7 protein-coding genes are annotated in these 5,928 nt (G+C 71.9%); 1 reads left to right on the top strand and 6 read right to left on the bottom strand.

Going from position 1 to position 5,928, the window contains the following annotated elements; all coding sequences use genetic code 11:
- Positions 1–284: 284 nt before the first annotated feature.
- Genes ASC77_RS08080 through ASC77_RS08060 form a run of 6 tightly spaced genes read right to left on the bottom strand, consistent with a single transcriptional unit; the run spans position 285 to position 5,351 of the window.
- Positions 285–1,208 carry a DUF808 domain-containing protein gene (locus ASC77_RS08080; RefSeq protein WP_056150881.1) on the bottom strand — a complete coding sequence of 308 codons (924 nt, stop codon included), beginning with the start codon at positions 1,206–1,208 and terminating at the stop codon, positions 285–287.
- Positions 1,209–1,217: 9 nt separating this feature from the next.
- Positions 1,218–2,369 (bottom strand): acyltransferase family protein, encoded by a 1,152-nt coding sequence (locus tag ASC77_RS08075; RefSeq protein ID WP_056150879.1) that lies wholly within the window; start codon positions 2,367–2,369, stop codon positions 1,218–1,220.
- A gap of 29 nt (positions 2,370–2,398) precedes the next feature.
- On the bottom strand, positions 2,399–3,430 hold the full coding sequence (locus tag ASC77_RS08070) for an SIS domain-containing protein (RefSeq protein WP_056150877.1): 1,032 nt from the start codon (positions 3,428–3,430) through the stop codon (positions 2,399–2,401).
- Positions 3,430–3,597, bottom strand: coding sequence for a Trm112 family protein (locus tag ASC77_RS26060; protein ID WP_082574581.1), 168 nt, complete (start codon positions 3,595–3,597; stop codon positions 3,430–3,432). Before ASC77_RS26060 ends, ASC77_RS08070 begins: the two co-directional genes overlap by 1 nt.
- Positions 3,594–4,964 (bottom strand): phosphomannomutase/phosphoglucomutase, encoded by a 1,371-nt coding sequence (locus ASC77_RS08065; RefSeq protein ID WP_056150875.1) that lies wholly within the window; start codon positions 4,962–4,964, stop codon positions 3,594–3,596. The genes ASC77_RS26060 and ASC77_RS08065 overlap by 4 nt, the downstream gene beginning before the upstream one ends.
- A gap of 27 nt (positions 4,965–4,991) precedes the next feature.
- On the bottom strand, positions 4,992–5,351 hold the full coding sequence (locus tag ASC77_RS08060) for a DUF3499 domain-containing protein (protein ID WP_056150873.1): 360 nt from the start codon (positions 5,349–5,351) through the stop codon (positions 4,992–4,994).
- A 91-nt stretch (positions 5,352–5,442) separates the two neighbouring features.
- Here ASC77_RS08060 and ASC77_RS08055 point away from each other — a divergent pair, with 91 nt between their 5' ends.
- On the top strand, positions 5,443–5,829 hold the full coding sequence (locus ASC77_RS08055) for a metallopeptidase family protein (protein ID WP_056150871.1): 387 nt from the start codon (positions 5,443–5,445) through the stop codon (positions 5,827–5,829).
- Positions 5,830–5,928: the final 99 nt, after the last annotated feature.

Here is a 5,928-nt window from a genome sequence, read left to right as displayed (position 1 = left end):
CTACGCTTCCGGCGCCGCAGACCGGCCGCGGTGAGGCGGGAGACGAGCTCGCCTAGTCATTCGTGAGGTTGGTTCGAACTATTTCGAGCAGACCCGCAGCCCGGCAAGCGAGCGCAACCCACCGCCGACGTCACCGGCGTAGCCAGCCTGTCGGCGACCAACCCGAGACCGCCCGCGAGCCGCGCACATCGCCCTGCTCGGCTTTCCGGGGTTTCGAGACAGGCGCTAGCGCGCCTTCCTCAACCACCCAAACCGAGACACCCGCAGGCCGCCGCAGGCCGCCGTCAGTGTGCGGGCGCAGCCTTGCGCCGCGGCACCAGGTGCAGGACGCCGAGGATGACCGCACCGAGCAGCAGGCCGAAGACCGCCGAGGCGAGCGTGTTGACCAGCCAGCCCTGGACGCCGTGGTGGACGGCCTCCTCGAGGTGGTGCACCCACGAGTACGGCGCGTGCAGGCCGAGCTCGTCGAGGCCGTTGAGGACGATGTGGCCACCGACCCAGAGCATCGCGGCGACGCCGGCGACCGAGAGGAAGGCCAGCAGCTTGGGGGTGCCGACGAGCAGCACGTGACCGATGCGCTGCGCGAACCGCGAGGAGCGCTCGGCCAGCGCGAGGCCGATGTCGTCGAGCTTCACGATGATCGCGACCACGCCGTACACCGCGATCGTGATGGCGATCGCGACCACGATCAGGATCACGAGGCGACTGACGAACGGCTCGTCGGCCACCTCGTTGAGGGCGATCACCATGATCTCGGCCGAGAGGATGAGGTCGGTGCGGATCGCGCCGGAGACCATCGACTTCTCGGCCTCGGGGCCGTTCTCGGAGACCGGGGTGTCGTGGTGGTCCTGGCCGCGGAGCCGGTGCCAGACCTTCTCGGCACCCTCGTAGCAGAGGTAGGAGCCGCCGACCATCAGGATCGGGGTCAGCAGCCCGGGCAGGAACTGGCTGAGCAGCAGCGCGATCGGCAGGATGATGAGCAGCTTGTTGCGCAGCGAGCCGATGGTGATCTTCTTGATCATCGGGAGCTCGCGGTCGGCGGTGACCCCGTGGACGTACTGGGGCGTCACGGCGGTGTCGTCGACGACGACGCCCGCTGCCTTGGTGGTCGCCCGGCCGGCGGCAGCGCCGATGTCGTCGACGGACGCCGCTGCCAGGCGCGCGAGCGCGGCGACGTCGTCGAGCAGCGCGAAGAGCCCACCAGCCATGCCGGAAGGCTATCGGGCCGGTACGTGCTCCTCGACCGCGGAGGCACCGGCGTGGTGGAGACCCGCGTCGACACCGGCCTCGACCTCGGCCTGGACCTCGGGCTGCACCTGGTCCTTGGCGACGGTGAGGTCGACGGCGTGGTGCAGGTGCCGCTCGGCGTACCCGAGCGGGTCGACGAAGTGCGTGAGCCGCGAGGCCACCGGGTGCCAGGCCAGCGCCAGCGAGAGGAGCACCGCGGCCGCGGTGGTGATGCCGAAGCCGAGGATCGCGTGCTGGTCGGCCCAGTCGCCCCAGCCGGCGTAGCCGGCGCCCTTCACGACGAACCCGTGGAAGAGGTAGACGACGAGCGTCGCCGAGCCCATCCGGGCGAACCAGCCACCGATGCGGGGCACCAGGGCGAAGAAAGCCCAGGCCCCGAGGGTGCCGATAGCGAGCACGAGGGCCCGCGTCAGCAGGGCGCGCAGGTCGTCGGCGTACCCCATCTCGTCGTAGCGCGAGCGGTAGTAGAGCCACTCGGTGCTGGCCCAGGCGTTGGTCCAGGTGGTGGCGATCCAGATGCCGACGAGCACGAACACCGCTGCGACCTGCGCAGGCGTACGACGCAGCAGCTCGAGCCGCTCGGGCGTCGCCTTGAGGCCCATCACGAAGAAGGGCAGCAGGCCGAGGACACGTGCCATGTCGAGCGTGTTGCCGGCGTAGACGCCGGCGACGAAGCTGATCGCGACGGCGACCACGAGGCCGCCCCACATCGGCCGGAAGATCGGCGTGAGCAGCCGCCAGAAGAAGAGTGCGGCGAGGTACCACATGGGCCAGTGCGGGTCCTGGAAGAGGTTCTTCATCTCCTCCCCGCCCACGTAGACGCGGAACAGCGCGAGCGCGCACTCGAAGACGACGTACGGCACCACCACGGTCCGCACCAGCTGCCACAGCCGCACCTTGCTGTAGGCGAAGCTGCGCGACAGGTAGCCGGTCACGAAGACGAACGCCGGCACGTGCCAGGCGTAGAGGAAGTCGTAGAAGTGGTCGGTGACCGCGTTGTTCGGCAGCAGCACCCACGAGTGGCCGACGACGACGAGCGTCACCAGCACCATCTTGGCGTTGTCGAACCAGGGGTCGCGGGCAGCCGTCGCGGCAGGCGGAGCGGGCGTCGAGGTCGGCACCCTTCCGGTCTACCCGGGTGTTGCGGCGATCAGTCCTCGACGAAGCCGATTCTCAGGTACTCCGCAGCGTACGTACCGCTGAGCAACAGGGACGCGTAGCGCGCCACCTCGGTCGAGGCGTCGGTCGTCACGGTCTCGACGCGGACCCGGCGCTCGGCAGCGGCGGCCAGCAGCCGCCCGCGCTGCTCGCGCACGACGGCGTCCTCCGATCCGTCGTCGAGGACCAGCAGCATGGGACGACGCTCCCCCGCGTCCTCGGCGAACGGGTCGTCGAAGACGTCACGCTGGCGGGCCGCCTCGATGACCGGCAGCAGGTGCTCCGCGTCGCCGGCCAGGGCCGAGCGACCGGTGGCGCGGCGGATCGACTCCGCTACCCGGCGCGCGGCGCGGGCCGCGAGCACCGAGCCGCCCCACACCACCGCGTTGGCGTCGGCCAGCGCGATGGCGAGCATCTTGGCGGGGTTGACCGCCAGGTCACGGTGCGGCGAGCAGGAGATCGCGACCCCGTCGAGCGCCTCCGCCACCTGGTCGGCGTCGGCACGCGGGCCGAGCGAGACCCGGTCGAGGTAGTCGAGCAGCACGACCGCCGTTGCGAGCTGGTCGCGCGCCGTCGTCGGCAGCACGGTGCTCCACCGGCCGGCGGCGTGCTCGGCGACCAGGGAGGCGGGCGGGCAGGCGACGACGAGCTGGCAGCCGCGGCGTACGGCCTCCGCGGCAGCGGACGCCGTGCCGGTGTCGGCGCCGTCGGGCGCGAGCACCACCACGAGGTCCAGGCTGCCGGCCCAGCCGGGTAGGCCCGGGGCGGGCCAGGCGACGAACGGCACCGGGCACCACGGCTCGAGCACCGCGCGCAGCAGCCGGGAGTCCGGGCCGGCGGCGATCACGGCCCGGGGACGCGCCAGGTCCTCGGCGCGCGCCACAGCCTGGGCCGTGGCCTCAGCCGCCTCGCCGGACGTACGGCGCACCCGGGCCCCCGACTCGGCCAGCACCCGGAGTGCCGCGTCGCTGGCCTCGAGGGCAGCGGCGTCGTCGAGACGGGACTCGTCGAACCAGGTGGCCATCAGGACGGCTTACGGGCCTCGTCGACCAGCAGCACCGGGATGCCGTCACGCACCGGGTAGGCCAGGCCGCAGCCCTGGCAGACCAGCTCGTCGGCGACGACGGCGAGGTCGGCGCGGCACGCCGGGCACACGATGATCTCGAGGAGGGCGGGGTCGAGCTCGGTCATCGGTCACTCCTGATCTGGGCCAGCACGGTGTCGCGGATCCGCACCATCGTCTCCTCGTCGCGCCCCTCGGCGTTCAGGCGGAGCAGCGGCTCGGTGTTGGACGGTCGGACGTTGAAGGACCAGTCGGCGTGGCTGACCGTGAGGCCGTCGAGCCGGTCGGTCGTGACTCCGTCGGTCCCGGCGTACGCCGCCTCGATCTCGGCGGTGACCCCGGCCTGGTCGGCGACCTCGGAGTTGATCTCCCCGCTCAGCACGTAGCGGTCGAACTCGGCCAGCAGGGCCGACAGCGGCTGCTCGGTCTCGGCGAGCGCGGCCAGCGTGTGCAGCGCGGCGAGCATGCCGGAGTCGGCACGCCAGAAGTCGCGGAAGTAGAAGTGGCCGCTGTGCTCGCCACCGAAGATCGCCCCGGTCTCGGCCATCGTCGCCTTGATGAAGGAGTGTCCGACGCGGGTGCGGACCGGCTTGCCGCCGAGCTCGAGGACGATCTCCGGGACGGAGCGACTGGTGATCAGGTTGTGGATCACCGTCGAGCCCGGCTCCTTCGCGAGCTCGCGCGAGGCGATCAGCGCGGTGAGCGTCGAGGGCGAGACGGCCTCGCCCCGCTCGTCGACGATGAAGCACCGGTCGGCGTCGCCGTCGAAGGCCAGGCCGATGTCGGCGCCCTCGGCGAGCACGCGGGCCTGGAGGTCGCGCAGGTTCTCCGGCTCGATCGGGTTGGCCTCGTGGTTGGGGAACGAGCCGTCGAGCTCGAAGTACATCGGGACCAGCTCGACCTGGTCGCCGAGGCGGCCGAACACGGCGGGCGCCGTGTGCCCGGCCATCCCGTTGCCCGCGTCGGCGACCACCTTGAGGCGACGGCCGGTGACCGGTGCGAGGGTGAGCAGGTGCGCGGCGTACGCCTCCAGCACGTCGTGCTCGCTGATGCTGCCGGCCGGGCCGACCACGGGGCGAGGCTCCTCGACCAGGTCCCGGATCTCGGCGAGACCGGTCTCCATGCCGATCGGCTGCGCGTGGGCCCGGCACATCTTGATGCCGTTGTACTGCGCCGGGTTGTGGCTCGCGGTGAACATCGCACCGGGGTGACCGAGGTGACCGGACGCGAAGTAGAGCTGGTCGGTCGACGCCAGGCCGATCATGACGACGTCGGCGCCGGCCTCGGACGCGCCGGCGGCGAAGGCACCGGCCATCCCGGGCGAGCTCGGCCGCATGTCGTGACCGACCACGACGGTCGCCGCCCCCACGACCTGGGCGAACGCCCGACCGGTGCGGTGCGCCAGCTGCTCATCGATCTGGTCGGGGACGGTGCCGCGGACGTCGTACGCCTTGAAGACGGCACGCAGGTTCGCGGGGTCGAGGGTGTCGGCCATGCCCCGAAGCGTAGTGGTGGGGGGTGGTCAGTCGGACGACAGGACGCGCAGGTGTCCGCGTCGGGTGGTCTCGCGACCGGTCTCGTCCGCCGGGGCGACCCGGAGCGGCACCACCGGACGCCCGGCCTCGCGGACCGCGTCGGCCAGCGCCAGCAGGTCGTCGCTGGACGGCCCCTCCGCCGCGGGGTCGCGTGCGAGCCGGAGCACCTCCCAGCCGCGCGGCGCCGAGAGCCGCTCGCTGTGCACGTCGCAGAGGTCGTAGGCGTGCGGCTCGGCGTACGTGGCCAACGGGCCGAGGACCGCCGTCTGGTCCGCGTAGACATAGGTCAACGTGGTGACCGCGGCGCGGCCGCAGGCCGTGCGCGAACAGCGGCGGGCAGGACTCACGAGGCAGACGGTACCTCCGAACCACGACCGCGCCGATTAGGCTCGCGGCGTGGATGGTCGACGACGCATCAGGGACCGTCGCGGAAGGGGCATGCGGGGTCCGGCAGTCCTCCCGGCGGTACCGGGACGACCGGAGCTGCCGACCGGGCGGGAGCGCTTCGACGACCTGGCGCTGGGCATCGTCACCGAGATCGACAGCCGCTGGCAGGACCGCCTCGGGCTGGTGGAGTACGCCGTCGAGGACACTCCTCAGATCCCGGACGACTGGACCTCCGGGACCGTGCCGCTGTCCTCCCTCGTGCGCGGCAGCGGAGCCACGCCGACCCGGCTGGTGCTGTTCCGGCGCCCGATCGAGCACCGGTGCGAGACCCGCACGGACCTCGAGGCGATGGTGCTCACGATCGTCGTCGAGCAGGTCGCCGAGCTGCTCGGCATCGAGGCCGAGGACGTCGACCCGCGCTACGACACCGGGGACTAGGTGTGATGCCCAGGCACGTTGTGCGATTGGGTACGGCGTAGCTGTAGATGGGTGAAGGCCTCCCGGTGTGGAGTGGAGCTGTCTAGGAACCGCTCCGCC

This window comes from Nocardioides sp. Root1257 (genome assembly GCF_001425175.1).
Classification (GTDB): domain Bacteria; phylum Actinomycetota; class Actinomycetes; order Propionibacteriales; family Nocardioidaceae; genus Nocardioides.
Note: the sequence above shows the minus strand (reverse complement) of the source record. Positions and strands in the feature narration are given on the sequence as shown.

What these genes read in the sequence shown, in the direction of transcription:
- ASC77_RS08080 (WP_056150881.1), bottom strand. Translation starts at nt 1,208, where the DNA reads ATGGCTGGTGGGCTCTTCGCGCTGCTCGACGACGTCGCCGCGCTCGCG.
- ASC77_RS08070 (WP_056150877.1), bottom strand. Translation starts at nt 3,430, where the DNA reads ATGGCCACCTGGTTCGACGAGTCCCGTCTCGACGACGCCGCTGCCCTC.
- ASC77_RS26060 (WP_082574581.1), bottom strand. Translation starts at nt 3,597, where the DNA reads ATGACCGAGCTCGACCCCGCCCTCCTCGAGATCATCGTGTGCCCGGCG.
- ASC77_RS08065 (WP_056150875.1), bottom strand. Translation starts at nt 4,964, where the DNA reads ATGGCCGACACCCTCGACCCCGCGAACCTGCGTGCCGTCTTCAAGGCG.
- ASC77_RS08055 (WP_056150871.1), top strand. Translation starts at nt 5,443, where the DNA reads ATGCGGGGTCCGGCAGTCCTCCCGGCGGTACCGGGACGACCGGAGCTG.